Source organism: Nitrobacter hamburgensis X14, from assembly GCF_000013885.1.
GTDB lineage: Bacteria > Pseudomonadota > Alphaproteobacteria > Rhizobiales > Xanthobacteraceae > Nitrobacter > Nitrobacter hamburgensis.
In genome coordinates, this window is record NC_007961.1 from 1 (window position 1) to 26,525 (window position 26,525).

Here is a 26,525-nt window from a genome sequence, read left to right on the forward strand (position 1 = left end):
CCGAAGGAGCGGTCCAAGGGCGCAGTTATACGTCGCTGACGCGACGTACTGCTTCCCGCCCATGCTGGGCGGGCCGATCCCGACGAACAGCATGTTCGTTCAACCTAGGATAGCGCCGTCCGTGGCCATCACCCACTTCACCGTCCAGATCGTCAGCCGCGGCACCGGCGGCAGCGCGGTGCTGTCGGCGGCCTACCGGCATTGCGCGCGGATGGACTACGAGGCCGAGGCGCGCGTCGTCGACTATTCCAACAAGCGCAACCTGGCGCATGAGGATTTTGTGCTGCCGCCGGACGCGCCGGCCTGGGTTCGCGCCATGATCGCCGACCGATCGGTGTCGGGCGCATCTGAGACCTTCTGGAACTATGTCGAGGCCTTCGAGACACGCTCCGATGCGCAGTTCGCCCGCGAGGCGATCATCGCGCTGCCGGTGGAGCTCACGCGCGAGCAGAACATCGCGCTGATGCGCGCCTTCGTGACGCAGGAGATTCTCCCGCGCGGGCAGGTCGCGGACTGGGTCTATCACAATGAGCCCGGCAATCCTCACGTCCACCTGATGACGACGCTGCGTCCGCTGATCGAGAGCGGCTTCGGTGGAAAGAAGGTCGCTGTCACGGGCGAAGACGGCAAGCCGCTGCGCACCCAGGCGGGCAAGATTCGCTACGCGCTCTGGGCTGGCGATACGCCGGACTTCCTGGCGCAGCGAGCGCGATGGATCGATCTGCAGAACCAGCACCTCGCGCTCGCCGGTCTCGACGTCCGCGTCGAGGGCCGCTCCTACGCCGAGCGTGGCATCGCCATCGTGCCGACCACCCATATCGGCGTCGCGACCAAGGCCATCGACCGTCGCAAGGCGAAGCGGCAGGGCGGCACGCAACGGCTCGATCGTCTCGCGGTCTTCGAAGAAAACCGCGCCGAGAACGCCCGCCGTATTCAGCGCCGACCCGAAATCGTGCTCGAACTCGTCAGCCGCGAGAAAAGCGTCTTCGACGAACGCGACATCGCCAAGGTGCTGCATCGCTATGTCGACGATTCCGGCACCTTCCAGAATCTCCTGACCCGCATCCTGCAATTGCCGGAGGTAATCCGGCTGCAAGCCGAGAGCATCGACTTCGCCACGGGCGGACGAGCGCCGGCGCGCTACACGGTGCGCGAGCTGATCCGGTGTGAGGCTGAGATGGCGCGTCGCGCGATCCATCTCTCGGGGAGCACGACCTTTCCGGTCAAAGCGTCCGTCATTGCGGGCGTGTCCGCGCGTCACGCCAACCTCTCCGCCGAGCAACGCACGGCCATCGAGCATCTGTCGTCCGGAGAAAGGATCGCGGCGGTCGTCGGCCGCGCCGGCGCCGGCAAAACCACGATGATGCGGGCGGCCCGAGAAATGTGGGAAGAGGCCGGATACCGCGTTGTCGGCGGGGCACTGGCGGGCAAGGCGGCCGAGGGGTTGGAGAAGGAAGCAGGCATCGCCGCCCGCACGCTCGCCTCCTGGGAATTGGGCTGGAAGAACGGCCGCGATGATCTCGACGACAAGACCGTGTTCGTCCTGGACGAGGCCGGCATGGTGGCCTCTCGGCAGATGGCGCTGGTTGTCGAAACCGCGTCGAAAGCGGGCGCGAAGATCGTCCTGGTCGGCGATCCCGAGCAGCTCCAGCCGATCGAGGCCGGGGCGGCGTTTCGCTCCATCGTCGAGCGCATCGGCTATGCCGAACTCGAGACGATCTATCGCCAGCGCGAACAATGGATGCGTGACGCCTCGCTCGATCTCGCGCGCGGCCGCACGGCGCAGGCGCTTTCCGCCTATCGCCAGCATGGACGTGTGCTCGGCTCCGAATTGAAGGCGCAGGCGATCGACAGTCTGATCGCCGACTGGAACCGCGATTACGATCCGTCGAAGTCGACCTTGATCCTCGCACATCTGCGCCGCGACGTCCGCGCGCTCAACGATATGGCGCGGGCCAAACTCGTCGAACGCGGTCTCGTCGAAGAGGGACACGTCTTCGGAACGGAAGACGGCGAGCGGCGCTTTGCCGTCGGCGACCAGATCGTCTTCTTGAAGAATGAAGGATCGCTCGGCGTGAAGAACGGCATGATCGGCAAGGTCGTTGACGCCGCGCCTGGCCGCCTGGTCGCGGAGATCGGCGACGGCCAAGGCAGCGTCGAGAACCGCCGCCGTGTTGCGGTCGAGCAGCGCTTCTACCGCAATGTCGACCATGGCTATGCGACGACCGTTCATAAGGCGCAGGGTGCGACCGTCGACCGGGTCAAGGTGCTGGCGACGCTCTCGCTCGACAAGCACCTCACTTACGTGGCGCTGACCCGCCATCGCGAGGAGGTGACGCTCTATTACGGCCGGCGCTCGTTCCAGTTCGCGGGTGGCCTGATCCCAATCCTGTCGCAGCGCCGCGCGAAGGAAACCACGCTCGACTACGAGCGCGGCGCCCTTTATCGCGATGCGCTGCGCTTCGCCGCCAACCGCGGTCTGCACATCGTCAGGGTGGCGCGGACGCTCATCAACGACCGCCGGCGCTGGACGCTTCGCCAGAAGCAGCGGTTGGTGGATGCGGGCCGCCGGTTGCGCGCGCTCGGCGAGAGGCTCGGCCTGGTCGATAGCCACAAACCCGTCATCAGCACCGCGCGGAAGGAGGCGAAGCCCATGGTCGCCGGCGTCACGACATTTCTCAAATCGTTCACCGACACGATCGAGGACAGGATCCTCGCCGACCCTGCCATTAAGAAGCAATGGAAGGAGGTGTCGACACGCTTCCGCCTCGTCTTCGCCGATCCCGAGCGCGCCTTCCGGGCGGTGAACTTCGACGCCATGTTGAAGGACTCCGCCGCCGCGGTGTCGACGATCCAGCAGCTCGCCGCGAACCCGGAATCCTTCGGGGCTTTGCGTGGTAAGACCGGCCTGCTGGCGGGCAAGGCCGACAAGCAGGAGCGGCAGCGTGCCGAGGCCAATGTGCCGGCGCTGAAGAGCGACATCGAGCGCTATCTGCGGCTTCGCGCCGAGGCGGAGCACAAGCATGAAGCCGAGGAGCGTGCGATCCGGCACAGCGTCGCCATCGACATCCCGGCTTTGTCGCGTGATGCGCATCGCGTGCTCGAACGCGTGCGCGACGCGATCGACCGCAACGACCTGCCGAGCGCGCTCGAGTTCGCGCTCGCCGACAGGATGGTGAAAGCCGAGATCGACGGCTTCAACAAGGCGATCGCCGAGCGCTTCGGCGATCGCACCTTCCTGCCGAATGCGGCCAGGGAGGCGAAGGGTCAGGCCTTCGAGAAGGCGGCCGCCGGCATGGACCCGGCGCGCCGCGAGCAGCTGAAGGAAGCCTGGCCTGCGATGCGCACAGCACAGCGGCTCGCGGCAGGGGAGCGCACGGCGCAGGCGCTGAAGCAGGTGGAGTCGCAACGCATGATGCAGCGGCAGGGACAGACCTTGAAATGAGACGCCAGCGCTCTCTTCTGGTCGTAATTGCGACCGGCGCCGGCGCCGTGCTTTGCCTTGCCCTCACTGGCTGGTGCGCCGACCTGCGCATCAACATGACGCCGAGCTATCCGCGCGGCCTGTGGCGGATAGAGGCGCTCGATCGGCCGGCCGACGTCGGCGACCGCATCTTCATCTGTCCGCCCGACACGGCTGTGTTCGAACGCGCGTTCAAGCGCGGATATATCAGACGCGGGCTGTGCGCCGGCGGCTTGAGCCCGCTCATCAAGACCGTTGCCGCAATCGGCGGACAGCAGATCGATGTCGCGGCGCGCGTGTCGATCGACGGCCGCGTGCTCGGTCATTCCAACGTCAGGCGCATGGATGCCGCCGGCAGGCCACTCTTGCCGTTCGCGGGCGGCGTCATTCCCGCCGGCGCACTTTTTCTCCACTCCGATTTTGCAGGCTCCTATGACTCCCGCTACTTCGGCCCGATCCCGGCATCGGGCATCCTTGGCCTCGCCCGGCCCGTTCTCACCTTCGACAGGTAGTCTCTTCCGCGCCACGGCGATGGTGGCCGCCGCGATTGCCGTCGGTGCTGTGGGCTGGAGCGGCCATGTGCTCGCTTTGCCGCTCGCCTGCGCCTTCCCGACGTTGTGGGCCTTCGCGCCCTCGCGCTCGGCCTCGGCGGCGGTGAGCGCGGGCTATTTCCTGGCGGCCTCGCGCGGCCTGCCGCAGGGCGTCGTCAATTTCTACGGCAGCGACTTCTCCGTCGGCATCGCTCTCTGGATCGGCGCTGCCGCCGCCTTCGTCCTGGTCCACACCGTGCTCTGGCAGAGGCAGCCGGGATGGCGAGGGGCGGTTTCGTTCGGGATCGCTACGGTCCTGATGAGCCTGCCGCCGTTCGGCATCGTGGGATGGGCTGAGCCGATCGCGGCGGCCGGTGTGCTGTTTCCCGGTTGGGGATGGTGGGGACTGGCGGCAACCGCCGCCGTCCTCCCCACCATGACGACCGGCAAGTGGCCGATCGCGGCGATCGTGGCGACGGGCTTCTGGGCCTGGTCCGCTGCACACTGGATCGCGCCGTCTCCGCCGCAAGGCTGGACTGGTCTCGACACGCGGCTCGGGAGCGCGCTCGGCCGCCCGCCCGACCTCGAACAAACCCGTGCGCTCTTTGAGCGCGTAAGCGAGGCAAGAGGCGCCGGCGCTCGCGTTGTCGTGCTGCCGGAGAGCGCGGCGGGGTTGTGGACGCCGACCACCAGCGCCTTCTGGATCGATAGCCTCCGCGGCGCGGACGTCACGGTGATCGCCGGCGCCGCGATCGTCGAACCGGATGGCTACGACAACGTCATGGTGGAGGCCGGCGACGGTCGCGCGCGCGTTCTCTACGGCGAGCGCATGCCGGTCCCGGTCTCGATGTGGCAACCCTGGCTGGCTTGGACCGGGCAGGGCGGCGGCGCCCGGGCCAGCTTCTTCGGCAACCCTGTCGTCGAGGTGGCTGGCCGGCGGGTCGCGCCGCTGATCTGCTACGAGGAGCTGCTCGTCTGGCCCGTCCTGCAGTCAATGTGGTACGCGCCCGACGTGGTCGTTGCGATCGGCAACGACTGGTGGACCGCCGGCAGCAGCATCCTCGCCATTCAAAGAGCCAGCTGTGAGGCCTGGGCGCGCCTGTTCGCCCTGCCGCTTGTGCTCGCGTTCAACACCTGAAGGGGATCGTCATGGTCGACGCCGCCGGCATCCATCACTGCGCCGATCCGGTATTGAAGCCCGCGATCGTCGAGAAATTCATCCGTGCGGTCGGATCGCCCGATCCGCTCACCGTCACCATCCGCGCCGGCAACCGCGTCGTTCTCGTGTCGCCGCCGAAAACGCCGGATCAGGCGATGGCGCTCGTTCGGCGCTATGTCGGCCACGCCATGGTCCGCGTCGGCGTGACGCAATATCCGGCTGGGCTCGGCGTCAGCGACGTCTCGGAGCTCAAGCCCGATCTCGTCGACGCCTGCGCCAATATCAGGATGGGCACCACGCTGTTCGGCAAGGTCTATCGCATCGTCGTCAAATGGTATGGCACGCCAGCCGACCAGGCGTTCGGCGATGCGATCGAGGCCTGGAAGACCGGATACTTCGACGGCAAATATGTGTTCGACGAGCCCGATCCCGGCAGTCTCCCGCCACGGAAGGGCGCGCCGGGTGACAGCGACCAGCCTGTCAAAACGGACGATGCGCCGAAACCTGCGACCAGCGCCGACAGCGGCGCGCAGCCAGCCAAGGAGCCGGACGACCCGAACAAGGCCGGCATCCGCATCGATCTGACCGGCATCGGCGTCGGCAAGCCGAAATAGGTCGCCTGAAAGCCGTTGGTTGCGCGAAGTCGTTCTGTGCGAGCAGGTCGTGGAGACAATGGAAGTCTGACCAGATCGAGAATTTCATATCTCGATCGAGAATTCTTGTTGCCGCCCGCGTTTTTTGCCGAATTGGGTGATGCGCTCGTCGTAAGTCACCAACGGGCAGCGAAGGTCGATCGCCGTGGCGATCAAAAGCCGGTCCGCAGGATCACGGTGTTCAAAATGATGAAGCTGGTAGCTGCGGGCGGCGGCGCGATGCGCCAGTGGCACGCCCTCGAGGCCTGGCCGATCAAGAAAACGATCGATCCACGCATCCACGGGAATATCAAGTTCGATCCGCCCCGTATCGACAAGCAGGGCGATTTCCCAGACCGTGACGGAGCTGAGCCAAACTCAGTGTTCGTTGTCTTGAGCGGTGTTGAAGCGGTTACTGTGCTATATATCTTTCTTCAGGCGATTCCGAACGGTCGTTCTCGGAAGAGACCGCCACGCTGCATGATTGCCCAGACGATACGGGCGAGTTTGTTGGCGACTGCGACGGTGACCACGCGCGCCGGCCGCCGGGTGAGCAACGCATTGACCCACCCGGCCAGGTCGGGCTTGTTGCGCTCGTAGCGAACAACGGCCGTGGCGCCGAGCACGAGGAGCCGCCGCAGGTACGGTTCGCCCTTCTTGGAAATGCGGTCCAATGCCATTTTTCCACCGCTGCCTGTAAAACGGCGCCGGGGTCACGTCGCTGGAAGGATGAGCAGTAACGTCCTGAAGAAAATTGAGAAAGCTTCCTCGGAGTGGGGTCGCGATAGGCGCCGGTGTTGACCCCACCCCGGTGCGGATTATGTCAACTGCGACATGGAATTGTGGCCGATAGTTCACGGGGCCAAGTTCGGCACCGATTAGCAATCAGCGCCGATTACCGACATGATCTATGCGGCCACGCCGAGGAAGCAACCGCCGAACCAGCACGTAGACTGCCTGCTGCGGGTGTTTCCGGTGGGGTGGCGGGAGCAACGGGCGACATCTTTCGGCTGAGGCCGATCGTTCGCGCGAGCAGAATCCAACACGCTTGGTTCACGAAGCCTCAAGCACCGTCCGGAGCATTGACCGGCATTCCGCCAAACGCTCGAGCGCTAGCTCGGTACCCCAGTGGGCCTGTATTTCCTGCAGATCACGGATCGCTACGTCGACGGCAGTGCGCAGGTCAATTGCGCGATCTGCGTCAGCTTCGGCTCGCCGGTCGCACAGCCAGATGATTTCAGCACTCAACGCAGCACCCTCCGAATCAGCGGCAGGATGCCAGCGGCGCGCCTAATCAACCGTTAGCAGAAACACTCACGGGTCCATCCTCGGGCACAATCGCCGGCTGGTAACGTCACCATCCAGTGGGTAACTGTCTGCCCCCAGCCAAGCTTCGGATTTTAGATTTTGCCAATTCCCCGAATCAGCATGTTGGATTAAAAGCGGGCCATGCTGTGGCGCCGCGGCGTCATCCGCGCATCGTCGAACGTGGAGGTCACATGGTTTCCGCCGCCGTCGTTCTTCGGGAAGACAACGCCATTGAGAGGCCGGCCGCCCTGTTGAGCCGCGCCGAGGTGCTTACCCGTTACCGCCATTTACGGGAAATCAGCCGCCAGCATCATTCCGCGGTACTGGATTTTTTATCCAAGGATACGATCATATCCCAGGCTCGGCGCTTAGGTCTGGCTCAGGGCAAGACGCTGCTCCTCGACAGCATGGACGATCTTAATTTCGTTTTCGACCTTGCGATCCACACGGCAAAGGACCGCTCCCGGGCGATTGATCGCTATGCCAGAGCGGTACGTCTGGCGCCAGGGTTTGACGAAACACTCATGCTCGAGGCCATGCGACGCGCGCGCTTCGCGATCATCAGTATTGTACGCCGGCACCCTGTTGCGGGCCTGATTGTCAAAGACTTGTTTCGCGGCGTGGAGGTTTGGCTGGTCGATGAGGGCCTTGAGAGTTCGCTCCCGGCCGGGGCAGCGCTGGCCACTCGGCTCTTTACGCCCGAGGGCTTCGCCATGACGGCCGGCGTCCTGGTTCCGCTCGACATAGAACTGATAGAAGATGCGATTGCCGACACGCCGCAGTTGCTCCGCAATCGGCGTGAGGAGTTGATCGATGATCGCCGTTTCGCGGAAGCGATCTACCGAGTTGCCCTTGCGAGCGGGTTGATGGAGCAGGTCGCTTACCAGGACACAATTGCAGAAGCTGGGTGACGTTGGAGCACCGTAGCGATTGCCAACCGCGCATTCCGCTGGCGTGAAATGCCGGAGAACGGCACCCACGCAACCATCGCGGAGATCGCCAAGACCTATGTGGGTCGTGTCCTACGGATGACTCTCCGGACAGTCGAGGCAATTCTGAATGGGCGTCACCCGGCGGGGCTGCTGCTGAACGATCCCGGCTGTCCATCGGCCACTTTCGCCCGAGTGCGTTGGACTCCACGGGAGGAGCGGCAAGTCTGAGCGGGGAAGGGGTCAGTCGGCTGCCGCGTAGCGGCGCAGGCGGCGAACTTTCGGGTGACGATCCTCAGAGCGCTGGTGAGCGACCCCGATGGCTCTGCGCGTTTGGCGGCGGACTTGCTGTTGCCGGTCAGAGACAGGTGGAGAAATCCTGCTGTGGGACCGGTGGGCGGGCACCCGGGACAAGCTATGGTGGTGAAATTAGTTTGTCGCGGGGCCTGCCGTGAGCTTTCAGATTACGATTTTAAAGGTCTTGGCGGGCCATCCGGATGGGCGCGCCTCGGTTGCTGAACTGACGCGCTATGTCAGCATCCTGATGTCGAGCGGATCGGATTGGACCGACGCTGGTTGGCCGCACGCGCACCAAAGCATCGAAATCTTTGCAGATTCATTTGTGCTGCGGGACGAGCGCGGTTGGTGCATCACGGATTCGGGCAGGCAGTTCTTGGCTTCGCTGGAAGCGCCGACTCCCGCCTGGTCGGAAAAGCAGGACCAACCGCCCGGAGCCCGCGTGACGTTCGTTACCGCACCGAGCCAAGTCCAGCCGACGCTTCGACTGATTGTAGACAACACGGGCGCGCAGCCCGGTCTCGATCCGGATGAAACACGGCGGTCTGCGTGGTCTGCGCTGCGCCCAAGGAGCACGATGGGCGGCGAAGGCCGCTCGTGAGCTTGCCGCCCATCCAGAGTAGACTCAGCCGAACGCGCTGGAGCCAACGTCGCCGTTGTCTGGCCCCCCGCGTCTACGGCCTTTCCAGTCGCTCCATCGTCTGCGCCGCTGCCGGCGTTTGAACGCGTAGGTCACCGTGTCCGCGGACTGCCCAGCATCAAGCGACTGCAGCGCATCGATGATGTCGTCATAACTGACGACGCTCCCTGTTGCGGCAGCGCGCAGCGCGGGATTGGACTCGATCGAACATGCGTCTGAAGCCCATGACGCGAGCACGGACCGCTTTTCGGCAACTGTCATGTCGGTATCCCGCACAACGTCCAGCGGGTGGCGGAAGGCCCTCGACGGGTGAAGTAGGGCTTCAATGTCGAACGGTGTCTTCCTGGCTTGAAAGCTCTGCTCCATAATTGTTCTCCCTCAGCACTCGGGCGGTTTCGAAGAGGCTGCGCCAACCGCCCGTCACCATTAATCAACCGGACGACCGCCGATTGAACGCCCGGACGTTGGAAAGTGTCAGTCATTGCGATTGATCGCGATGCGGCGGACATTCTTCGCTTCGACCGATTTCGGCACCGTGACGGTCAGCACGCCATTCTTGAAGGCGGCCGAGGCCTTGTCCTCCTCGATATCCTGCAGTTGTATGCGCCGTTCGAACCGGCCGTAGTACCGCTCGCTGAAACGCCGTGCCTTGTCTTCCGATTCCGATTTTTTCTCGCCGGAGATCGAAAGAACGCCATTTGCGATTTCTAGGCTGACGTCCTTCTCATCGAGCCCGGGCAGTTCGGCTGTGATGCGCACCTCCTTGTCCGTCTCATCGATGTCGATCTGAGGCCAGCCGAGCCCGCTCAGTCGTGGGGGCGATCCGAACGGCGCAAGATCGAACCCGCGGAATACATCGTCGAAGATGCGGTTCATCTCGCGATGCAACGTAAAAAACGGATTCACGTCGGCACCACGATGGATGGTGACTTCGCGTCCGCCGTTATTCCAGGGAATGAGATCTTTGATACCCATAGCGTTATTCTCCTCGATTCAAGCGACTTCCGCCGCGAACCGCTGCGGAAATCTGTTCTTTGCCGATGCGAGCGTTGCTTCGCGGTCAGGCCGCCTTGTCGTCGATCTGCCGGACGTTCGGAGCGGACGAGCCGTCGATCGAAATTCGGCGCGGCTTCATGGCCTCGGGGACCTCGCGCACCAGTTCGATCTGGAGCAAGCCGTTGTCGAACGCGGCTCCCTTGACCTGGACATAATCCGCCAGATTGAACTGCCGCTTGAATGGCCGCGACGAGATGCCCTGGTACAGGAACTCGCGCTGGTACTTTTCCGACTTCCGGCCCTCGACCGTCAGCACGCTTTGTTCTGCGGTAATTGCGATTTCATCGGCCGAGAAGCCCGCCACCGCGAGCGAGATCTGGTAGCGGTCTTCGCCTAGGCGCTCGACGTTGCATGGTGGATAGTTGTCCTCCGCGCCGGCCTGTTGCGCTGCGTCCACGAGGTCGAACAGGCGGTCAAAACCGATGGTCGACCGCCAAAGGGGGGCAAAATCGTAGGTTGTTCTCATAGCCAAATCCTCCGTTGAGCAAGATGGGTACGAGTAGGCACCGGACACCTCCGGAACCCGTCTTCGCCGAGCCCCAGAAGGCGCCCGGACCGCTTATCGCGGCATGTCAAAAACTAGAAAAAGCGATCCCGGTTTCAAGGGGTTTGCTGATTTTTTTCGCGGTAACGCGGGAAGGGCCTCGTACCAAGCTGCGGCACGTCGAACGCGTAGACGAAGCCGTCCGACTCGTAGGTCAAATGCACGTCGCCCTTAAAAGACATTTTCAGTGCGCTGGCCGGGGCCGAGGATGCGCCGGACCGGATCCTTATCGACCATCGGCGTCGGCAAGCCGAAATAGGTCGCCTGAAAGCCGTTGGTTGCACGAAATCGTTCTGTGCGAGCAGGTCGTGGAGACAATGGAAGTCTGACCAGATCGAGAATTTCATATCTCGATCGAGAATTCTTGTTGCCGCCCGCGTTTTTTGCCGAATTGGGTGATGCGCTCATCGTAAGTCACCAACGGGCAGCGAAGGTCGATCGCCGTGGCGATCAGAAGCCGGTCCGCGGGATCACGGTGTTCAAGATGATGAAGCTGGTAGCTGCGAGCGGCGGCGCGATGCGCCAATGGTACGCCCTCGAGGCCCGGCCGATCAAGAAAACGGTCGATCCACGCATCCACGGGAATGTCGAGTTCGATCCGTCCCGTATCGACAAGCAGGGCGATTTCCCAGGCCGTGACGGAGCTGAGGAAAATTGTTCCGCCATTCCGCCAGCAATTGTCGATCAAAGCGCGGGTCGAATGATGCAAACGGTCGTTGCCGCTGTCGAGCCATAAGGCGATGTGCGTGTCGAGCAGGAGAGCCTCAGTCACCGCTCGACCTCCCTGCCAGTCTCCGCGTCGGGCACTACGTCCAGAATTGGTGCGGTCAGGTCCACGCCTTCGGCAATCCGCACGGACTTCTTGTGAGCCCCAAACAACGTTCCCGCGCGTGCGCCTTGCTCCAGCAAGCGCCGCATCGCCAGTGCGACCGCCTCGGTCTTGTTGCCGCCTGTCATTTTCTCTGCAGCCTCCTCGACAAGCGCGACGACGTCTGGACGATTGATGGTGATTACGGTCGCCATGATTTGCTCCAGTCAGCATGTCATTACATGTATAATGATAACGTGCAAAATGCAATGATGTCGTCCGGCGAGATTATGTCGCCTTCGCCTTGAGCCTGCCGAGCGGTGCGATGCACGATATGCGCGGCCTGGTTCGACGCCGCCTGCCCGACCGGCTTCAGGCCGGAACGGCCGCCGGCGCCGAACCGTCTCGGAGTGGCGGATCGATTTTGGGCCGGGCATCGGATCTATCTCGCCTTTGACGGGACGAAACTGATCATCTTGCTCGGTGGTGGAACGAAGTCCCGGCAGCAGGCTGATTTCGCTCAGGTGATCGAACGCCGGGCCGACTACAAGCGCAGCAAGAAAGCGGCAAAGAAGTAAAGCGATGTCCCTGCCGCGCAGCTTTAAGGAGACGGTGAAGGCGCGCGCCGCGCGCGATCCAGCGTTCCGGGCGGCTCTCCTCGGCGAGGCGGTCGAGACTTTCGCGGCCGGCGAGGCCGACACCGGCAAGGCGCTGATCCGCGATTACATTAACGCCACCCTCGGCTTCGATACACTCGGTGCGGCCGTCTCGATCGACCCGAAGAATCTGATGCGCATGTTCGGGCCGCGCGGCAACCCGCGTCTCGGAAATCTGTCGGCCGTGCTGCGCGAACTTAATCGGCGCGAGGCGGTCCATTTGAAAGTCGAGCCGGAACGTTTGGCGGGCTGGCGGCCGAAACCCGATGATCTTGGCACGCCAAACGTTCTCAATACCGCGGGGGACTCGGGTCGATTGCCAGGCCCGCTGCACGCGGCGATGTAAGCTCGGTCGTTATCTTCCAGCGATACTCTCAGCGAGCTTGAACCTCATCCCGCACACTTCATCTCGGCAGATCACTACTAGCCGCTCAGCCTGTACCAATTTCGGCGAGACAGCGCGCCACGTCGCGTCGTCCAACGGCTGAGAATATTTCGAGATGCTTCTCGACGACCTTCTCATGCGTCACGCCTAGCGGCGGAACCCTCTTCGATCTATAACGAGTGGCAGGGCAGTACGCGCTGCCCGGAGGTGTGGAAACCTCTGTCTAGCGGTTGGTGCCGGCCGTAACGGCACCAGGATCCTCTGACCTAACGGCCGGTCTCTAGCCGCGCGGGTGTCAATCTTCTTCTTGTTTCCTACATCGTCTCTGATTTTGTTGGGCTTTCGGTTTGCACGCGAAGCTCTGAAGGCAATAGGCCGTCGTTGCCGGATTGCTCCGACATTTCAAGTTTCAGCGCTGTTGTCCTGCTCGCAAGATCATCAGTCTCTCCGTAGTCACGCTGCCTTCTTCCGATCGCGGCGGCTACATTATGATGTTCAATAAGAACAAACAGGTGGGACCAATAGGGGCCACGGCTTCAGCGTTGATCGAGAAGATCCCGGTCAACCAGCCACCCGACCGAACGTCGCTCACCCATCTGCCGTCTTGCTGCAAGACCCCCGGCTTCAGAACTCACCGGGGTTTTCGTTCAGACGGCCGCCGTGGCGACCCGTCCGGATTTCGAGGCAACAACAATCAGCTCCTGTTTGAGCTTGATGCGTTCCTGAGGGCTCAGATTCTTTGGCCGGAAACGATCGTTGTTCAGCCACATCTTGTGCATGATCATCGCCAGCTTCCGTGCGACGGCGATGCGGGCTTTGGAGAAGCCAATACGTTTCGCCAGACGCACGCCCCAAGCTTTCAGGCTGTTCCATTGTTGTGTGCCTGAGAGCAAGACTGTTGCTGCTATCACGAGAACACGGCGGGTTGCCGGATCGCCGCGGCGGGAGATACCGCCCATGAAGTTCGTCTCCCCTGACTGGAACTGGCGCGGCGTCAGCCCAAAGTAAGCGGCTACGTCCGACGACTTCTGGAAGCGCTGCGGATTATCGACAGCGGCATAGAACGATAAAGCGGTGATCGGCCCTATGCCGGGAATATCCATAAATCGCCGCACCATTTCGATACTATTGGCGATCGCATGAATCTTTTCTGTCAATGGCGCAATCTTCTCCACCGCCTCCATGTAGAGATTGAGCGATGGCAACACATACGGCCTGACATGAACGCCGTTTCGCTCGGCCTCCGCCAGACCCTCAAGGGTCCGCTTGTAGAAGGTTTCCGCCGTCACGTTACCGCGCTCGACGATGACACCGAACGGTTTGAGGACGCCGGCGATATGATTTTCGAGGCCGACCTTCTGGCTGACCAGGTGATCACGCATTGCCAGCAGCACCCTGGTTTCCTGCGAGGCTTGCGAGCGAATGCTGACTACCCTGAGGAAATCCTCACCTCCCATTCGGACGAGCTGTGCTAGACCGCGGGCATCGTTTTTATCGGTCTTGTTGCGATAAGTGGCCAGAAACCGATGAGCCTGGAACGTCTCCATGCAGACGACATCGAAGCCAAATTTCACGAGGCCGCTGTAAAGCCAGCTGCTCATGTTGCCGGCCTCCAGGCCGATCTTCAGCGTCTTATCCTCGGCAACGCGGTTGACCAGCCATCCGCGAATGTCTTCTGGTCGAGAATTACATTTGCCCTCGCAGAATTTCTTGCCATCGGCGTCGATGATGCAGACGGATGTCGTCCTCTGCGAAACATCGAGCCCAACAAAATAATCGTATGACCTATGCATGTTCTCTCTTCCGTTTGATGAACCTACGTGAGAGATGATAAAGCCTTCTCGGCCGGGTGAAGCGGTCAGCGCGGCTACACCATAGGGGCCTGTGACGTATGTCCAGGTGCCTCGGTGCTAAAGGTCGCAGGACTGTCTAGACACAGTTTCCAACCCCCGGCTTGGGATCAAGGGATTGACATCAGCGGGGGCGCACCGCGGACCAAGCCTAGGTGAGAATTGTGGTGTCCAGCAATGATGATGAACCGCCCCGCACCGGGCCCAATAGCGATTTCGAGGATATCTTCGGCGGATTAACTCAACCTGAACTTGAGCGCCTTGCCATCGACGCCATTCGCGAATACCGCGCCAGCGTCGCGCTCGCGGAAACGACTCGATTGGAGCTGGTTGCGGCAGGGGCTGACGCAGGCTGTTGCCCTGAGCGCCGGGCGGAGCACCAACGAATCCACCAGCACGCAGAAGCCGAACATCGGGCGCGTCAGCTTGTCTTGAACAACTTGGTCGATCGGCTCGGCTACGTTCCGAAGGTTTCGGCCGCATAATCTACCAAGTAACGCTTTTTAGACCTCCCGATCCGTCAACTGGAGTCCCGCTCGGGCGCGCCGAAGTCAGTCTGAGTGCTGCTGATGGCGCGCACGCTAAACTAGATCAGCTTCTTCTCCATGGCGATACGGACTGCCTGCTGAAGGTTGCTGGCGCCGAGCTTGTCTCGTGCATTGTCGAGGTAGAACTGGACTGTTCGTGGCTTGATGCCCAGCAGGTCAGCGATCACGTTCATGGACTTGCCATGTGACGACCAACTGAGCGAGGTCGCCTCCTGCGCCGACAGGCTCACCTCTCCTACTTTCAGTGACGACGCGGACGCCAGACTGAGGTGAATATGAATGTATGCAAGTGCCAGCGCCGCCTGCATCGGATCCCAAGGTGGGAGCTCGACCTGCCGTCGATCTGACGCAAGCGTAATCATCGCGGTGCGGCCATAGCTTGTTCGGATCGGAACGGAGACGCCGGAGCGGATGCCGAAGTCGGTTGCCTCCGAATAGAATTGCTTGATCTCGCGCGAGCCCCTCCACACGGTGGGATCCTCCGCCGACCAGGCAAACATCTTCATGGTGCGCTTGGCGGTCGTAACGACGGGATCGATGACTGTATAACGTTTCTCGAGATAGATATTCTGCCACTCCACGGGATAATCTGTGAAACCAACTCCATCACCGGCATGGACATGAATGTAGGCGTAGCGATCGAAGCCGGACGCGACAGTAAAATTCTTGATCGCATTGTGTATAGAACGCTCGTCCTGTGCCACATCGACGGCGTCAATCAACCCTTGTAGCTGCCCACCCAATGTAAGTGCCTCCCAGTTTTTATCCTTCGATTGCCTTTCGATCGCGATAGCGCTAGTCGGATGAGATATCGATGTCTTCTAGGCCGATGGCCCGCTGCGTATGCTCGAAGTAATTTCACCGCGTTTCATCTGTCTGCAGCTATTCCAGCCATTCTAATCGGGGTTTGGGCCGCCTCTTCAAGCCGAACCTCAACTTCCGTCATATACTGCCGCAGCTATCGACACAAGCGGCGTTGTCAGTTCAATGCTGAAGCCCCTGGCCGGATCGAAGCCCCTCGCGCCGCGGAATTTCGCGCGCGTACTGCACCGGCGTCCTCGCCCTTCGCGGCGGGCGATAATTGCGAGAACGAGAAGCAATCGTCATTCAGCCAACTGGATCGTTTATTTCGCGCACAAAGCGGCATCTCACAGAGAGTCTATCGTAATCATAGCGCGGACTTCATCCACGGTAAGCGCCTAGAAACACCATGTCCTGGTCGACGAGCACGTTGAATACGTAGCCCGGCCGAATCTCCAGCGTCGGCTGGACGTTGAGATTCTTGCTGATGGTCTGTTCGGCGACGCGGCCGAAGGTCTCGGCAAAGCTGTTTCGCGCCGCGTCCGTTGGCGTTTGCCGATAGCCATAGGGAGAGCTCGCCGGCACCGACATATCGATGCCCGCGCCGATCGCAGCGATCAGGATCGCTGAGCCGAACACCTTGAAATAGTGGTTGTCGACCTGATCGTTGAAACCGCCATAGCCTTCAGAATCCGTGCCCGCCATGCCGCCGATCTGCAACGTCGCGCCGTTCGGGAAGATGATGTCCGTCCAGATGACCAGCACACGGCTTTGGCCGAACGATATCTTGGAATCGTAGCGCCCCAACAATTTCGTGCCTTGCGGGATCAACAGGTCATGCCCCGTGGCGCTGTCGTAGACGTTCTGGCTGACCTGGGCGGTGATGCGACCGGGAAGATCGGAGTTGATGCCGGTGATCAACGTCGCCGGAATGACCGAGCCGCGTTTGAGTTCATAGGCCGAGGTCGGCGCGACCACCTTGTTGGGAAGGTAGCCGAGCTTCTTCAGGTCGGCGTTGAAGAAGTCCTCCTTCGCCCCCTGCCCGTTCGGATCGATGTTCTGCGTGCCGAAACCCGCGCGCAGCGCCGCCGCGTAGAGATCGTTCGCGCCGCCGGCAAAGCCCGGTGTCGACGTTGCCTTCGACGGTGCTCCGCCGCTCGTCGGCGCGGTCGACGTCTGAAGCTTGCCGAGATTGAGGGCAAGTGGAGAATCATAGGCGGCATCGTTGGCCTGGACGCGCGCCATGCGCTCGCGCTGCCGTTCGCGCAGATATTGCTCATGCGCCTCCCGCTCGAGGCGCGCCCGCCAGACTGCCTCCCGCTCGAGCGTTGATGCCGACGCTTCGGCTTGTTGTCGGCCGGCGAGCGGATTGCTCGGGGGTTTCGGCGCTTCGGACTGCGGCGCCGGCTGAAAGGCTTGCGCCTCCGACTGGTCGCCGATAATGCCGTTGGAGATTCCCTTCTTCAGCTGATCGGCGAAGGTGGTGGCTGGACTGGACGAAGCCGTGTCGATCCCGGCCGCTCGATGGACATAAAGCCCGCGCGAGGTGAGGCCGTAGAAGATCACGGCGAAGAACACGATCACCAGCACGATGGCGACGATGATCGGCAGCTGGTTGAGGCGTCGGATGCCTCTCGCCTCCTCGCCCTCCGGTGTGCCGCCGAGCTTCAGGGATTGCGCCATGAGCCGTCCCCTATCCACGCCGCATGACGGAGAGCGGACTGGCCGGCGACGCGCCGGCGGTTGTTGCGGCATAGGTGCGTCCGAGCTCGACGTGTGCGGTCGATAGCCGCGCCAGGATTTGGCCGTTGTAGGACGCGATGACATAGGCGAGCGGAATAGTCTTTTCGCCGCCGGTCTTCTGATCGGTCGCGACCGCGTAACCCCAACTCTTCAGCGACGTCTCGAGCGCCTGGCCGAACGGCGAGCCGTCGCGCTTCAGGATGATCGTCCCCGATCCGGGTCCGACCTGCTCCGCGAACTTCGTAACCAGATCGCCGGCGATCGCGGAGGCGGCGGGGCCAGACAGATCGGGCGGTGCCGAGCTTGCCACCAGGCCGCCGGTTCCGAATGACGCGCAGCCCGCGAGCGACAGGGCGACGATGCAAAGAAGGATGGCTCGGCGGGTCAAAGAGTCCACGCGCATGGTCAGCCTCCCCTCCGGATCGTCACCTTCTCCTGATGCCAAAAGCTCACGCCGGAGACCAGAATGGCGGTGTCGATCTGATAATCGACCACCATCATGTCACCCTTCAGCCGATAGTTGACGATCCGGTCCTTGCCGCCCGATTCGACGAAAAGCACCGGCGCATCCTGTCCGGCGAGCGACGACGGAAACTGGATGTAGGTCTTGAGGCCGTCGCTGTAGACGCGGGTCGGCCGCCAGGAGGCGCTGCCACTGACGCTATAGGCGAAGTTCAGCTGCTCGGCCGGGACGCCGGCGCCGGGGATCGTCTCAGTGCCAAGACGCGCGTTAATGTTGGCCAACTTGCTGCTGACGTCCTCGGGATATTCGAAGCCGACGCGCGCCATGTATTGTATTGCGTTCGACTTGAGCTGGATGTGGTAGGTCCGTCGCGAGGTGGTCACCACCATCGAGGTGACGAGCCCGGGCTCCGACGGCTTGACGATCAGGTGGATAGCTTGGCCGCCGACCGCGCCCGACGTCGCCGGCTCGACCTTCCAGCGCACCGTGTCGCCGACCAGCACATCGCGCACGACCTCACCCGCCTGGAGTTCGATATCGCAGACCTCAAGTGGCGAGCAGACCACGGAAGGCTGCACCTCTCCGAAGAGGAAAATCACCTTGCCGTCGGCTCCGCGCGTCACGAGCCCGGTCGATCCGCGCCACTGGCTCGAGATGTGGGTGCCTTTCCGCTCCTTGGCATTCATCACCTGCGCGTGGGCGCTGACATCGGCGAGCAGCAAGCCGAAGGCAGCGGCAGCGATGAAAAGCCCTGTCTTGAGTCTGATGGTGTATGGGTGCATCAGTGTCCCCGCCCCTTTCATAGTTGCGCCGTCCAGTCGAAATCACGCAGGTAGAGGCCGATCGGATTGAGCCGGATGGTTTGCTCGTCCTGGGGTGGAGTCAGCGTCACAGTGGCGATGCCGCGAAAGCGGTGCTCGCCGGTTTGCTTTCCTTTCCGGTCGCGCTCGAATTCGGTCCAGTCGATCTGATAAGTCTGGCTGGACAGAGCCACGATGTTGTTGACCTCGATGGCGACCGTTGTCGTCCTCGCCTTCTCGAACGGCGAGTTGCTGCGAAACCAGTCATTGATCTTCTGCGTGGCCGGATCCGAGGTTCGCAACAACGCGTAGGTCCGATCGATATATTGCTTCTGCACCACCGCATCGGGCGTCACCGAGCGGAAGTTCGAGACGAAGCTTCCGAGTGTCGCGCGCACCACGCGTGGATCGGCATATTCGATCTGCTGCGGGAAGCCCGCGTTCACCGCCGTGCCGAGCTTGTCAACCTCGACGATGTAGGGGACGAGCTTGACCTGCGTGCTCTCGAACAACGCGTAGGCGAAGCCGATCACCGCCATCAGCATGGCGACGATGCCGACGACGCGCCATGTGGCGGCCGCCTTGACATAGGAGCCGTAGCGCTCGTTCCATTCCTGGCGCGCGGCGAGATAGGGATTGTCGGGCGGATTACGCGCGGCCATGCGAGAGAGGGTCTCCGTTCGTCATCGGTCGTTTCGTTTCGCTCAGGCCTTTCGGGTTGCGCTCTTTTGCGCGCGCTGCCGGTCGAGCTTGGCGTTGGCGAGGCCGAGCGTGGTCGAGCCAAAGGATGCGCCGACCGCGCGGTCACGTGCCGCGGAGGCGAGCGCACCGCCGGCCGTTCCGATACCCTCTGTCATGCCCTTGAGGGCGGCCGCGCCGAAGGACGCGCCATCGGCACGCGCGGCGCTGTATCCGGCGGCACCCGCTCGCGCGCCTCCCATGGCAAGCGCGGCGCTGCCGGCCGCGAAGCTCGCGGACTGTGTCCCGTGGCGCACCACCTCCATGCCGCTGCCGACGGAGACGCCCTGGACGACGCCTTGCATGATGTTAGGCACGTAGATCGAGATGATGAAGACGACGACCGAGATGCCGGCGATCGCAAGCGTGGTGACGAAGGCGTCCTTGCCAGCGCCGGTCTGGTCGGCGAGACTCAGCAAGCTGTCGGACCCGATCTTGGCGATCATCACCAGCGCCATCAGCTTCATACCGATGGAGAAGGCGTAGACGAGGTAGCGGATGGCGAAGTCCTTGGTGAAGGACGAGCCGCCGAGGCCGAGCATGATCATGCCGGCAAGGAGGCCGACATACATCTCGACCATCACCGCGACGAAGATCGCCGCGACGAGCGAGAACGAGATCACCACGATCACCATGGCGAACACGGATGCGATCGCAAGCGCGTTATCCTGGAACAGGCCAAACTGCGCGTTCTGCGACATCGAGGACGCGACCTTGAGACCGGCATTGAAGACATCCGCCGGAGACGCCGAGCCGCCGCCGGCGCCGATCTGATAGAGGCTGTCGACGACGGCCTTGGCGAAAGTCGGTCCCTGGTCGAGAACGAAGGCGAAGAAGCCGATGAACATGATCCGCCGCACCAGTTCGGCGAACCACGCGTCGATCGAGGCAGCCTGAATGGCGAGCCAGATGGCGGCGAGACCGACCTCAATGCCGGCGAGCATCCAGAACAGCGACTTCGCCGCCTGCATGACGGTCGACTGCCAGCCCTTGGTGGCCGTCGCGACTGAGTTCTCCACGGTTGTCAGAACGCTGCCGTCCTGTTGCGCCAACGCAGGATGCGCAATGATGACGATGCCGATCGCAATGATCAGGACGAGCCCCGGTTTGATCCCCCGCACCCCTGCCCCTCCCTACCAACGCGGTTTCATTTTTTGGCCGCCGGTCGTCTTGTAGTCCTTCGGAGCTTTGAAGAAGTCGTGGGCGCGCGACGTGGCGTCCGATGTCGGCGCAGGCGCCCGCGGCGCAAGCAACCACCAGGCGCCCGCGGCGCCGGCGCCGATCGCGATGATGACGATGATGATCGTCGACGGTTTCACCAGCGCGGTTCCATGGTCTGGCCGCCGGAGGTCACCGGTGCGGTCGCGTTGAAGAACTGCTCGCGGCGCGCCTGCGACAGGTCCTTGCCTGCCTGCGAGGACTGGAACCAGGTCGCCATCATCGTGGTCTGCTGCGCGATCAGTCCCCGCAACTTCTGCATCTGCGCGACTTCCTGGGCGGCGATCTCATGGCCAACCTGCAGGGCCTTCATCTGGCCGTCGGCGCTCTCCGAGGCGGTCTTGAGTTGCGCCATCGTGGCGTTCTCGGTCGAAAATTGCTGCGAGGTGAGACCCGCGGCCTGGAGCGTGCCGGCGATCGTGTCGCGGTTCGTGGACGACCAGGTCTGATAGGTCGACGCGAAGTTCGCGCCGTTCGGCAGGCTGGTCTTGAACTGCGCGTAGCTTTGGAAGCGCTGCTTGAGCACGTCGTCGATATTGCCCATCGAAAACGCGATGCCCTGCCCCTGGTTGACGACGCTTTGCAGCTGTTTGAGATCACCCTCGGCCTGGCCCCAGACATGCGAGGGCAACTGCGCGGTGTTCTGCAGCATGTTCTGGTAGATCTTCAGCTGGTTCTGAATCTGCTGGGCAAGCTGCGAGATCTGCTGAATCTGGTTGTTGATCTGCGTCGTCGACTGCCCGACGAGGCTGACCAACTCGCCGTTGTTGAGAATCTGCGTGAACTCGGTGGCGCCGCCGGCCGCAGCGCCGGCGAAGGCCGGACCTGACGTCGGCAATCCGATGATGAAGGCGACAATGAGCGCCCTATGAATCGGCGAGAAGCGTCTCGGCATGGCCGATCCCCCTTTCCTTGAGCCAGTAAACGGGCCAATCGGTGCTGTCCTTCTTCAGCGCCAAAATGCGCTTCAAGTCGTCCTTGCCGGATGCGCCGACGAAGGACAGCGCGACTGGGCCGAGCGCCATGTTGAAGAGACGGCGGCCCTCGGGCGAAGCCACGTAGTATTCGCGCTTGGGCACTGCGGTCGCGACAATCTCGATCTGTCTATCGTTGAAGCCGATGCGCTCGTAGAACTTGCGCGTCCCGGGCTCCCGGGCGGCGCCGTTCGGCAGGCAAATTTTTGTCGGGCAACTTTCTTTCAGCACGTCGATGATGCCGGAGCGCTCGGCGTCGGAGATCGACTGCGTCGCGAGCAGCACGGCGCAATTGGCTTTGCGCAGCACCTTCAGCCATTCCCGAATCTTGTCGCGGAAGACCGGATGGCCGAGCATCAGCCAGGCCTCATCGAGAATGATCAGGCTCGGCGCGCCCGTCAGCCGCTTTTCGATGCGGCGGAATAGGTATGTGAGAACCGGGACGAGGTTGCGCTCGCCCATGTTCATCAACTGCTCGATCTCGAAGGTCTGGAATGATCCGAGCTCCAGCCCGTCCGATTCCGCATCGAGCAATTGGCCCATGGGGCCGTCGACCGTGTAATGATGCAGCGCATCCTTGATCTCGCGCATCTGCACGCCCGAGACAAAATCCGACAGCGATCGCCCGCGCGCCTCGGCCATCAGCCCGATCTGTCGCGAGATGGCATTGCGGTGATCGGGCGTGATCGTCACGCCCTGCACGGCGACGAGCGTCTCGATCCATTCTGAGGCCCAGGCGCGATCGGTGTCCGTCGACAAATCGGAGAGGGGACAAAAGGCGAGTGCGGCTGAGCCGTCCGCATCGTCGCCGCCAATCTCGTAATGGTCGCCGCCGGCGGCGAGCGTCAGCGGCATCATCGAGCGGCCCTTGTCGAAAGCGAAGATCTGCGCGCCGGCGTAACGGCGAAACTGCGCCGCGATCAGCGCCAGCAAGGTTGACTTACCGGAGCCGGTCGGGCCGAACACCAGCGTATGCCCGACATCGTCGACATGAAGGTTCATCCGGAAGGGTGTCGAGCCGGACGCGACCTGCATCAAGGGCGGCGAGTTTGGCGGATAAAATGGGCACGGCGCGGTCGGACTGCCCGACCACACCGCGTTGAGGGGGATGAGGTCCGCGAGGTTGCGCGTGTTGATGAGTGGCTCGCGGATATTGGCGTACCAATTACCCGGCAGGCTGCCGAGGAAGGCTTCGGTCGCGTTCAGCGTCTCGATGCGCGCGCCAAAACCTTCCGCCTGGATCAGGCGGCGCACGGCTTCCGTCTTCTCCTGCAGGCGCGTGCTGTTGTCGTCGAACAGCACGATGACCGGCGTGTAATAGCCATAGGCGACGAGCTGCGAGGAGGCTTCGGCGATGGCATCCTCCGTCTCCGCCACCATCGCGGCCGCATCCTGGTCGATCGATCGGCTTTGGGTCTGGAACAGTTGGTCAATGAAGGGCCGTACCTTCTGCTGCCACTTCTTGCGGGTGCGCTCGAGCTTCTGGCGGGCATCCTGATCGTCGAGGAACATGAAACGCGACGACCAGCGATAGGTGAGCGGCATCAGATCGAGCGAGTTGAGAATCCCCGGCCAGCTCTCGGCCGGAAAGCCGTCGATCGCCACCACGCCGAGAAAGCGGTTCTCGACCATGGGCGACAGGCCGTGCTGAAGTTCGGCGGTCGCGAGCCAGTCGAGATACATCGGGATATCCGGCAAGCGGACCGGATGGTTCTCGCCGGTGATACAGAAGCGGATGAACTGAAAGAGCTCGTCATAGCGCGCGACGCGCGTGCCATCCCGCTCGTCGACCTCGCGCGTTTCCATGCGCTGGATCGACAGAACGCTGGCGAGATATTGCTCGATCTCACGGATCGCGTTCTGAAAGGTCTCGATCGCCGTGTCGGCATAGGAGGCCGAGCGGCTTTCGACATCGGAGTAGATGTAGCGCGCGAGACCAGCGCGCCGCCGCTCCGGCGGCCGCCAGGTCAGGATGATCGCGTGCCGACTCTCGAAATGTCCCCTCTCCGCCTCAAAACGGGCGCGGCGTTCGTCGTCGATCGCGCGCGTTACTGGATCTGGGAAATGGCAATCCTGCCGTGCCGGATAATCCGTGGTCGGCACGCGCACCGCCTCGACCTGGATCATCCAGCCGGATCCGAGACGCGAAAGAATAGTGTTGATCTGGCGCGAGACCTCGTTGCGCTCGGCGTCGGTCGAGCTCTCCGAGTCCGGCCCCGCGAAATACCAGCCGGCCATCAGCGAGCCGTCCTTCAACAGGACGATGCCGTTGGCGACCAGACCCGCGTGAGGCACGAGATCGGCGAAGGACGGCGAGGGGTGTCGGAAGGAGCGCAGCGCGACCATCGGCGGATCTCAGTAACGCCGCCAGGGCGTCGACGTCGCCCGGTAGTTCGGCCGGTAGGAGATGTGCCGGGCATAGACGCGCCGCATCATCGGGTCGGCTTTGGCCATCATCCGCAGCGCCGCCACGACGACGATCCAGATCGCGGCGCCGAGGATCGCCGCATACCAGGTGAGCACGACGAAGATCAGGATCACGGCGGCGAGGCCCGTGAGCAGGACGAGCTCGCGATCCGCGCCGAACAGCAGGTTCGGCCGCGACAGCGCGCGATGAATGCGGTTGCGTCGGAGTTCGGCCCCGGCCTCAGCCATGACCGAAGTCCCCTGCCCTGTCCGCGATCGGCGCGACGTTACCGATCGAGGCGCCGCTCGCGCCGAACAGCGCGACAATCTGCGTCGCGCCGAGCAGGATGCCGGCGACGAGCACGACATACATCAGCCGTCGTGCGAAATCGTTGAGCTCGCCGCCGAAGATCAGCATGCCGCCGGCGACCGCCACGGCCGCGAGCGCGATAAACCCGGCTACGGGGCCGGTGATCGATTGCTGGATCTGTTGGAGCGGGCTTTCCCAAGGGAGATTGCCGCCGCCAGTGGTCGAGGCGAAAGCAGGCTCGATGAGCAAGAGCGCGAACACCATGCCGGCGACGCCGATGATCATCATGCGGTCACGCGACATGGCGCTGCTCCTTCCGGGCGCAGGATTCGGTCTGGTACTGGCCTGCCGAGTAGCTCTCGACATGCAGCACGTCGCGGACTTGGCGGCCGCGATCCGTGCGTTCGATCGAGACGATCAGATCGACCGCCTCGCCGATGACCTCGCGCATGGCCTGTTGGCTGGCTTCGGCCGTCAGCTGCTCGAGACGACGCAGCGCGGAATGGGCGCTGTTGGCGTGGATGGTCGTGATGCCGCCGGGATGGCCGGTGTTCCAGGCCTTGAGCAGCGTCAGCGCGGCGCCATCGCGCACTTCTCCGACGATGATGCGATCCGGCCGAAGCCGCATCGTGCTCTTGAGCAGACGCGCCATGTCGACCGTGTCGCTTGTGTGAAGCGAGACGGCGTTCTCGGCCGCGCACTGGATCTCGGCCGTATCTTCGAGGATGACGAGACGCTGTTCCGGCGCATGCGCAACGATCGCGGCGATCACGGCATTGGCGAGCGTGGTCTTGCCCGAGCCGGTGCCCCCGGACACCACGATGTTCAGGCGCGAGACAATGGCATTGCGGACAACCGCGACCTGGTCGGCGGTCATGACGCCTTGCGTCACGTAATCATCGAGATCAAACAGGCGCGACGCCCGCTTGCGGATTGTAAAGGCGGGCCCACCAACGACGGGCGGCAGCAGGCCCTCGAAGCGATGGCCGCCGATCGGCAGTTCCCCGGAAATGATCGGGCGCTCGTCGTCCGCCTCCGATCGCAGCGCGTGCGCGACGCTGCCGATGATGATCTCGGCGGTCGCAGCCGCCATCGTGCCGGCCGACGCCATCCCCTGCCCGAGCCGTTCGATGAACAGCCGGCCGTCCGGATTGAGCATCACTTCGACGACGCTCGTGTCGTCGAGCGCGGCGCAGATCTGGTCGCCCAATGCGTCGTGGAGCTTGCGGACAAGCCGCGGATGGGAACGAAGTTCGGCCATGACCAGGGCGCCGGCGGTCATGCTGCGGCGCGCTTAAGGCGGCGCAGGTCGGAGCAATAGCCCGGCGGATAGACCTGTTCGAAGCTCGTCCGATCGGCTGGCAGGATGCCGGCGACGCTCATAGTCTCGCCGATCAGTTCGACGCCGCCGAGGCGCGTCATCGGCCAGCCCGCCCGCTGCAGGATGCGCTCGAAAAGCACATCCGTTGCCGTGACGATCTCGTCGTAGCCGTTGGACATCGACCACTCGATGACGCCTGCGAACATCGTCAATATCGCCTCGTGCAGGCACCGGCCTCCCCTCCCCTCGCGTTGGCTGTCGACGCAAAAACGTGAGCTCTCGATCCTGGTGGGCTTAGCCCGTAGCCGACCGCTCGCGAGTAACTGCGGAAAGGTCTGCGACAGCATGTTCGGGTCGATGGTCGGAAGCAGGCGCGCGCAGCCGGCGACATCGCCATGATCCGTCAGGGCCAGGATGTAGGTCGGACCGAGGGCGTCGTATTCGTCCCGCTCGTGTCCCTGTTCGATTCTCACCTGCCAGCCGAGCCAGCCGGGGAACACCCGAGCACGCAACTGATGCATCCCGTCGAGCAGAGAACGCATTCCACTGTCTTCGTTCGCATCGATTGCTATGGCCCGCATCCGCTGATTCCTCCGTCGTGTTCAGGTGAGCGGAGGCAAATCAGCATGAAGCGGCGGGACGGACCCTCTGTAGAATTAACGGGGTCTCGGCGAGCTCGGAGTCGCGGGTGAGTCGCGAGTGCGGGACCGAACGAGGCTCATTTGCCGTCGAAATCGGCCGTCAAACGCTGCCTCTCGGATGTAGGATTAACGGGGTGCTGAACTGCCATCGTGACGTTGTTGTCGCGCGCAATAACCCCGCGAAATGATTGCGCGATTCTGAACGAATCATCGCGTTCCACTGCGCGGCTGAGAACCGTCGTTAAGTATCTGTTAACCTTAAAGGACTGGACGAACGCCGAGAATCGTGACCTAGTTTTGGCGGG

The 26,525-nt window shown here is 62.8% G+C and carries 29 protein-coding genes and 1 pseudogene; 9 read left to right on the forward strand and 21 right to left on the reverse strand.

From position 1 onward, the window contains the following. The first annotated feature begins 121 nt into the window (after positions 1-121). Genes traA through NHAM_RS23155 form a run of 4 tightly spaced genes read left to right on the forward strand, consistent with a single transcriptional unit; the run spans position 122 to position 5,766 of the window. Complete coding sequence (gene traA, locus NHAM_RS23140; protein WP_011505201.1) at positions 122-3,445, forward strand: Ti-type conjugative transfer relaxase TraA; 3,324 nt, start codon at positions 122-124, stop codon at positions 3,443-3,445. Then, positions 3,442-3,975, forward strand: coding sequence for a conjugative transfer signal peptidase TraF (traF, locus tag NHAM_RS23145; protein ID WP_011505202.1), 534 nt, complete (start codon positions 3,442-3,444; stop codon positions 3,973-3,975). Before traA ends, traF begins: the two co-directional genes overlap by 4 nt. A gap of 19 nt (positions 3,976-3,994) precedes the next feature. Further along, entirely contained in the window at positions 3,995-5,131 is a 1,137-nt protein-coding gene (locus tag NHAM_RS23150) for a conjugal transfer protein TraB (protein ID WP_011505203.1), read from the forward strand. Between the two features lie 11 nt (positions 5,132-5,142). Beyond that, on the forward strand, positions 5,143-5,766 hold the full coding sequence (locus NHAM_RS23155; protein ID WP_011505204.1) for a TraH family protein: 624 nt from the start codon (positions 5,143-5,145) through the stop codon (positions 5,764-5,766). A gap of 84 nt (positions 5,767-5,850) precedes the next feature. On the opposite strand, the gene NHAM_RS23160 is transcribed toward NHAM_RS23155, so the two are convergent. Together NHAM_RS23160 and NHAM_RS23165 are read right to left on the reverse strand one after the other, a co-directional pair. Beyond that, positions 5,851-6,132, reverse strand: a complete 282-nt coding sequence (locus NHAM_RS23160) for a type II toxin-antitoxin system VapC family toxin (protein ID WP_347336470.1) — start codon at positions 6,130-6,132, stop codon at positions 5,851-5,853. A gap of 86 nt (positions 6,133-6,218) precedes the next feature. Further along, a pseudogene (locus NHAM_RS23165) lies at positions 6,219-6,488 on the reverse strand (transposase); the annotation flags it as partial. A gap of 795 nt (positions 6,489-7,283) precedes the next feature. On the opposite strand from NHAM_RS23165, the gene NHAM_RS23170 reads away from it, so the two are divergent. After that, positions 7,284-8,003 (forward strand): hypothetical protein, encoded by a 720-nt coding sequence (locus NHAM_RS23170; RefSeq protein ID WP_011505205.1) that lies wholly within the window; start codon positions 7,284-7,286, stop codon positions 8,001-8,003. A 469-nt stretch (positions 8,004-8,472) separates the two neighbouring features. Then, positions 8,473-8,919, forward strand: coding sequence for a hypothetical protein (locus NHAM_RS24330; protein WP_011505206.1), 447 nt, complete (start codon positions 8,473-8,475; stop codon positions 8,917-8,919). 24 nt (positions 8,920-8,943) lie between these two features. Here NHAM_RS24330 and NHAM_RS24335 read toward each other — a convergent pair whose 3' ends face one another. From NHAM_RS24335 to NHAM_RS27830, 5 genes are all read right to left on the reverse strand, one after another. Further along, positions 8,944-9,219 carry a hypothetical protein gene (locus NHAM_RS24335; protein WP_157043860.1) on the reverse strand — a complete coding sequence of 92 codons (276 nt, stop codon included), beginning with the start codon at positions 9,217-9,219 and terminating at the stop codon, positions 8,944-8,946. 213 nt (positions 9,220-9,432) lie between these two features. Continuing rightward, positions 9,433-9,933 carry an Hsp20/alpha crystallin family protein gene (locus tag NHAM_RS23190; protein ID WP_011504831.1) on the reverse strand — a complete coding sequence of 167 codons (501 nt, stop codon included), beginning with the start codon at positions 9,931-9,933 and terminating at the stop codon, positions 9,433-9,435. A gap of 85 nt (positions 9,934-10,018) precedes the next feature. Continuing rightward, the gene (gene hspB, locus NHAM_RS23195) at positions 10,019-10,480 is read right to left on the reverse strand and encodes a small heat shock protein HspB (RefSeq protein WP_011504830.1); all 462 of its coding nucleotides are present in this window, start codon (positions 10,478-10,480) and stop codon (positions 10,019-10,021) included. 421 nt (positions 10,481-10,901) lie between these two features. After that, entirely contained in the window at positions 10,902-11,330 is a 429-nt protein-coding gene (locus NHAM_RS27825; protein WP_011504829.1) for a type II toxin-antitoxin system VapC family toxin, read from the reverse strand. Beyond that, positions 11,327-11,581, reverse strand: a complete 255-nt coding sequence (locus NHAM_RS27830) for a hypothetical protein (RefSeq protein WP_011504828.1) — start codon at positions 11,579-11,581, stop codon at positions 11,327-11,329. Before NHAM_RS27830 ends, NHAM_RS27825 begins: the two co-directional genes overlap by 4 nt. Positions 11,582-11,776: 195 nt before the next feature. Here NHAM_RS27830 and NHAM_RS23215 point away from each other — a divergent pair, with 195 nt between their 5' ends. Together NHAM_RS23215 and NHAM_RS23220 are read left to right on the forward strand one after the other, a co-directional pair. Next, a complete protein-coding gene (locus tag NHAM_RS23215) occupies positions 11,777-11,944 on the forward strand; it encodes a hypothetical protein (protein ID WP_157043862.1) in 168 nt (55 codons plus the stop codon). A gap of 4 nt (positions 11,945-11,948) precedes the next feature. Further along, complete coding sequence (locus NHAM_RS23220; RefSeq protein WP_011505210.1) at positions 11,949-12,368, forward strand: DNA-binding protein; 420 nt, start codon at positions 11,949-11,951, stop codon at positions 12,366-12,368. 686 nt (positions 12,369-13,054) lie between these two features. On the opposite strand, the gene NHAM_RS23225 is transcribed toward NHAM_RS23220, so the two are convergent. Beyond that, positions 13,055-14,200 (reverse strand): IS110 family transposase, encoded by a 1,146-nt coding sequence (locus NHAM_RS23225; protein WP_011505211.1) that lies wholly within the window; start codon positions 14,198-14,200, stop codon positions 13,055-13,057. A gap of 224 nt (positions 14,201-14,424) precedes the next feature. On the opposite strand from NHAM_RS23225, the gene NHAM_RS29515 reads away from it, so the two are divergent. After that, positions 14,425-14,742 carry a transcriptional repressor TraM gene (locus NHAM_RS29515; protein WP_198137077.1) on the forward strand — a complete coding sequence of 106 codons (318 nt, stop codon included), beginning with the start codon at positions 14,425-14,427 and terminating at the stop codon, positions 14,740-14,742. A gap of 101 nt (positions 14,743-14,843) precedes the next feature. On the opposite strand, the gene NHAM_RS23230 is transcribed toward NHAM_RS29515, so the two are convergent. From NHAM_RS23230 to NHAM_RS23290, 13 genes are all read right to left on the reverse strand, one after another. Continuing rightward, positions 14,844-15,548, reverse strand: coding sequence for an autoinducer binding domain-containing protein (locus NHAM_RS23230; protein WP_011505213.1), 705 nt, complete (start codon positions 15,546-15,548; stop codon positions 14,844-14,846). Between the two features lie 439 nt (positions 15,549-15,987). After that, positions 15,988-17,289, reverse strand: coding sequence for an IncP-type conjugal transfer protein TrbI (gene trbI, locus NHAM_RS23235; protein WP_011505214.1), 1,302 nt, complete (start codon positions 17,287-17,289; stop codon positions 15,988-15,990). A 10-nt stretch (positions 17,290-17,299) separates the two neighbouring features. Beyond that, positions 17,300-17,752, reverse strand: a complete 453-nt coding sequence (gene trbH / locus NHAM_RS23240; RefSeq protein ID WP_011505215.1) for a conjugal transfer protein TrbH — start codon at positions 17,750-17,752, stop codon at positions 17,300-17,302. 2 nt (positions 17,753-17,754) lie between these two features. Then, positions 17,755-18,594 (reverse strand): P-type conjugative transfer protein TrbG, encoded by an 840-nt coding sequence (trbG, locus tag NHAM_RS23245; RefSeq protein ID WP_011505216.1) that lies wholly within the window; start codon positions 18,592-18,594, stop codon positions 17,755-17,757. A 17-nt stretch (positions 18,595-18,611) separates the two neighbouring features. Continuing rightward, positions 18,612-19,274, reverse strand: coding sequence for a conjugal transfer protein TrbF (locus NHAM_RS23250; protein WP_011505217.1), 663 nt, complete (start codon positions 19,272-19,274; stop codon positions 18,612-18,614). 42 nt (positions 19,275-19,316) lie between these two features. Continuing rightward, complete coding sequence (trbL, locus tag NHAM_RS23255; protein ID WP_011505218.1) at positions 19,317-20,471, reverse strand: P-type conjugative transfer protein TrbL; 1,155 nt, start codon at positions 20,469-20,471, stop codon at positions 19,317-19,319. Between the two features lie 12 nt (positions 20,472-20,483). Continuing rightward, a complete protein-coding gene (gene trbK / locus NHAM_RS27835) occupies positions 20,484-20,669 on the reverse strand; it encodes an entry exclusion protein TrbK (RefSeq protein ID WP_011505219.1) in 186 nt (61 codons plus the stop codon). Beyond that, positions 20,666-21,463, reverse strand: coding sequence for a P-type conjugative transfer protein TrbJ (trbJ, locus tag NHAM_RS23265; RefSeq protein ID WP_011505220.1), 798 nt, complete (start codon positions 21,461-21,463; stop codon positions 20,666-20,668). Before trbJ ends, trbK begins: the two co-directional genes overlap by 4 nt. After that, a complete protein-coding gene (locus tag NHAM_RS23270; RefSeq protein WP_011505221.1) occupies positions 21,435-23,888 on the reverse strand; it encodes a conjugal transfer protein TrbE in 2,454 nt (817 codons plus the stop codon). The genes trbJ and NHAM_RS23270 overlap by 29 nt, the downstream gene beginning before the upstream one ends. Positions 23,889-23,897: 9 nt before the next feature. Further along, positions 23,898-24,197, reverse strand: coding sequence for a conjugal transfer protein TrbD (locus NHAM_RS23275; RefSeq protein WP_011505222.1), 300 nt, complete (start codon positions 24,195-24,197; stop codon positions 23,898-23,900). Further along, positions 24,190-24,561, reverse strand: a complete 372-nt coding sequence (locus NHAM_RS23280) for a TrbC/VirB2 family protein (protein WP_011505223.1) — start codon at positions 24,559-24,561, stop codon at positions 24,190-24,192. Before NHAM_RS23280 ends, NHAM_RS23275 begins: the two co-directional genes overlap by 8 nt. Then, entirely contained in the window at positions 24,551-25,519 is a 969-nt protein-coding gene (gene trbB / locus NHAM_RS23285; protein WP_041359818.1) for a P-type conjugative transfer ATPase TrbB, read from the reverse strand. The genes NHAM_RS23280 and trbB overlap by 11 nt, the downstream gene beginning before the upstream one ends. Positions 25,520-25,536: 17 nt before the next feature. Further along, complete coding sequence (locus tag NHAM_RS23290) at positions 25,537-26,160, reverse strand: acyl-homoserine-lactone synthase (RefSeq protein WP_011505225.1); 624 nt, start codon at positions 26,158-26,160, stop codon at positions 25,537-25,539. Positions 26,161-26,525: the final 365 nt, after the last annotated feature.

Bases quoted from the DNA above. Each gene is read 5' to 3' on its own strand.
- NHAM_RS23275 (WP_011505222.1), bottom strand. From the start codon at position 24,197: ATGGCTGAGGCCGGGGCCGAACTCCGACGCAACCGCATTCATCGCGCG.
- trbI (WP_011505214.1), bottom strand. From the start codon at position 17,289: ATGGCGCAATCCCTGAAGCTCGGCGGCACACCGGAGGGCGAGGAGGCG.
- NHAM_RS23225 (WP_011505211.1), bottom strand. From the start codon at position 14,200: ATGCATAGGTCATACGATTATTTTGTTGGGCTCGATGTTTCGCAGAGG.
- trbJ (WP_011505220.1), bottom strand. From the start codon at position 21,463: ATGCCGAGACGCTTCTCGCCGATTCATAGGGCGCTCATTGTCGCCTTC.
- trbH (WP_011505215.1), bottom strand. From the start codon at position 17,752: ATGCGCGTGGACTCTTTGACCCGCCGAGCCATCCTTCTTTGCATCGTC.
- trbB (WP_041359818.1), bottom strand. From the start codon at position 25,519: ATGGCCGAACTTCGTTCCCATCCGCGGCTTGTCCGCAAGCTCCACGAC.
- trbG (WP_011505216.1), bottom strand. From the start codon at position 18,594: ATGCACCCATACACCATCAGACTCAAGACAGGGCTTTTCATCGCTGCC.
- NHAM_RS23150 (WP_011505203.1), top strand. From the start codon at position 3,995: ATGGTGGCCGCCGCGATTGCCGTCGGTGCTGTGGGCTGGAGCGGCCAT.
- NHAM_RS23280 (WP_011505223.1), bottom strand. From the start codon at position 24,561: ATGTCGCGTGACCGCATGATGATCATCGGCGTCGCCGGCATGGTGTTC.
- hspB (WP_011504830.1), bottom strand. From the start codon at position 10,480: ATGAGAACAACCTACGATTTTGCCCCCCTTTGGCGGTCGACCATCGGT.
- NHAM_RS24335 (WP_157043860.1), bottom strand. From the start codon at position 9,219: ATGACAGTTGCCGAAAAGCGGTCCGTGCTCGCGTCATGGGCTTCAGAC.
- NHAM_RS27830 (WP_011504828.1), bottom strand. From the start codon at position 11,581: ATGGCGACCGTAATCACCATCAATCGTCCAGACGTCGTCGCGCTTGTC.
- NHAM_RS23170 (WP_011505205.1), top strand. From the start codon at position 7,284: ATGGTTTCCGCCGCCGTCGTTCTTCGGGAAGACAACGCCATTGAGAGG.
- NHAM_RS23190 (WP_011504831.1), bottom strand. From the start codon at position 9,933: ATGGGTATCAAAGATCTCATTCCCTGGAATAACGGCGGACGCGAAGTC.
- NHAM_RS23270 (WP_011505221.1), bottom strand. From the start codon at position 23,888: ATGGTCGCGCTGCGCTCCTTCCGACACCCCTCGCCGTCCTTCGCCGAT.
- NHAM_RS23155 (WP_011505204.1), top strand. From the start codon at position 5,143: ATGGTCGACGCCGCCGGCATCCATCACTGCGCCGATCCGGTATTGAAG.
- NHAM_RS23250 (WP_011505217.1), bottom strand. From the start codon at position 19,274: ATGGCCGCGCGTAATCCGCCCGACAATCCCTATCTCGCCGCGCGCCAG.
- NHAM_RS23290 (WP_011505225.1), bottom strand. From the start codon at position 26,160: ATGCGGGCCATAGCAATCGATGCGAACGAAGACAGTGGAATGCGTTCT.
- NHAM_RS23220 (WP_011505210.1), top strand. From the start codon at position 11,949: ATGTCCCTGCCGCGCAGCTTTAAGGAGACGGTGAAGGCGCGCGCCGCG.
- traF (WP_011505202.1), top strand. From the start codon at position 3,442: ATGAGACGCCAGCGCTCTCTTCTGGTCGTAATTGCGACCGGCGCCGGC.